The organism is Kitasatospora sp. NPDC056783 (genome assembly GCF_042789895.1).
Lineage (GTDB): Bacteria > Actinomycetota > Actinomycetes > Streptomycetales > Streptomycetaceae > Kitasatospora.
The window spans coordinates 1-1,751 of the sequence record NZ_JBHUAF010000678.1 but is presented as its reverse complement, the minus strand read 5'-3'; the positions used below and the strand labels follow the sequence as shown (position 1 = coordinate 1,751).

Below are 1,751 nucleotides of genomic sequence, written 5' to 3'. Positions count from 1 at the left end.
GCTGTTCCTGCACGGCTCGAACTACGGCGCCTGCCGGGAGTTCGGCCGGCAGCTCGCGGAGGCCGCCGCCGAGCTCGGCTGCGAGACCGAGGTCGCCCCGCTGGACGCGTACGCGGACGGACTGCCGACCGACCGGCCGGTGGTGATCACCGCCGCCTCGTACAACGGCCAGCCGACCGACGACGCGGCCGTCTTCGTCCGCCGGCTCCAGGAACCGGAGGGGTTCCGGGCCGCCGGGGCCGAGTACGCGGTGCTCGGCATCGGCGACCGCACCTACGCCGCGACCTACCAGCGCGTCCCGGGCCTGATCGACGACCGGCTCGCCGCACTCGGCGGCACCCGGCTCCTGGACCGCGCCGAGGCCGACGCCTCCGGCGACCTGGACGGCGCCGTACGGCGGTTCACCCAGGAACTGCGTGAGGTCCTGCTGGCCCGGTACGGGGACGCCGACGCCCCCGCCGCGCCGCGGCCGGCGCCGGCCTTCACGGTGACCGAGGTGAGCGGCGGCCCGCTGGCGGCCCTGGCCGCCCGGCACGAGCTGGCGGAGCTGACCGTCACCGCCGTCGGCAGCCTGACCGACCCGGCGTACCACCGGGTCAAGCGGCTGGTGCGCCTCTCCCTGCCGGAGGGCGCCGGCTACCGGACCGCCGACCACCTCACCGTGCTGCCCGCCAACGACCCGCTGCTGGTCGAGCGCGCCGCCAAGCTGTTCGGCGCGGACCCGGACACGGTGCTCACCATCGTGGCGCACCGCCGTACCGGCCCGGCCGTCGACCGCCCGCTGACGGTGCGCGAACTGCTCACCCACCACGTCGAGTTGCAGGACCGGCCGAGCGCCGGTCAGCGCGCCGCGCTGGCCGAGCTCGACCCCTGCCCGCCCGAGCGGGCCGCGCTGCTGGCGCTGTCCGAGGACGACCCGCGCACCCTGCTGGACCTGATCGAGGACCACCCGGCGGTGCAGGAGCGGCTGACCTGGCCGGTGCTGCTGGAGCTGCTGCCGCCGATCCGGCCGCGGCACTACTCGATCTCCTCCTCGCCCGCCGAGCGCCCGGGGGAGGTGGACCTGATGGTGTCGGTGCTCAGCGGTCCGGCCCGCTCCGGCCGGGGCGTCTTCCTGGGCACCGGCTCCGGCCACCTGGACCGGGTGGCCGTCGGCGACACCGTGCTGGCCCGGGTCCGGCCCTGCCGGGAGGCGTTCCGGATCGGCCACCGCACCCCGGTGGTGATGATCGCGGCCGGCACCGGCCTGGCACCCTTCCGGGGTGCCGTCGCCGACCGCCGGGCGCTGCTCGCCGAGGGGGTGGAACTCGCCCCGGCGCTGCTGTACTTCGGCTGCGACGACGAGGCGGCGGACTACCTGCACCGCGAGGAGCTGGAGGCGGCCGAGCGGGCCGGCGCGGTCTCGCTGCGGCCCGCCTTCAGCGAGCGGCCGCGGCACGGGCGCCGCTTCGTGCAGGACCGGATCGCGGCAGAGGCGGCCGAGCTGTGGGAGCTGCTGGAGGCCGGCGCCGAGGTGTACGTGTGCGGCGACGGGGCCCGGATGGCGCCGGGCGTCCGGGAGGCCTTCCGGACGCTGTACCGGGAGCGCACGCCGGGTGCCGACGAGCGGCGGGCGCGGGCCTGGCTCCAGGGGCTGGTCGAGGCCGGGCGGTACGTCGAGGACGTGTACGGGGGTTGATGGCCGGGCCCTGACCACCGGGCCCTGACCACCGGGCCCTGACACGGCCGTGTCCGGCGGCCCCGGACACGAC

1 protein-coding gene is annotated in these 1,751 nt (G+C 77.0%); it reads left to right on the top strand.

Features of this window, described 5'->3' with window-relative positions:
• Positions 1-1,678 (top strand): flavodoxin domain-containing protein (locus ACFRMQ_RS40540; RefSeq protein ID WP_380735933.1); only part of this gene is annotated, 1,678 nt, incomplete at its 5' end.
• Positions 1,679-1,751: the final 73 nt, after the last annotated feature.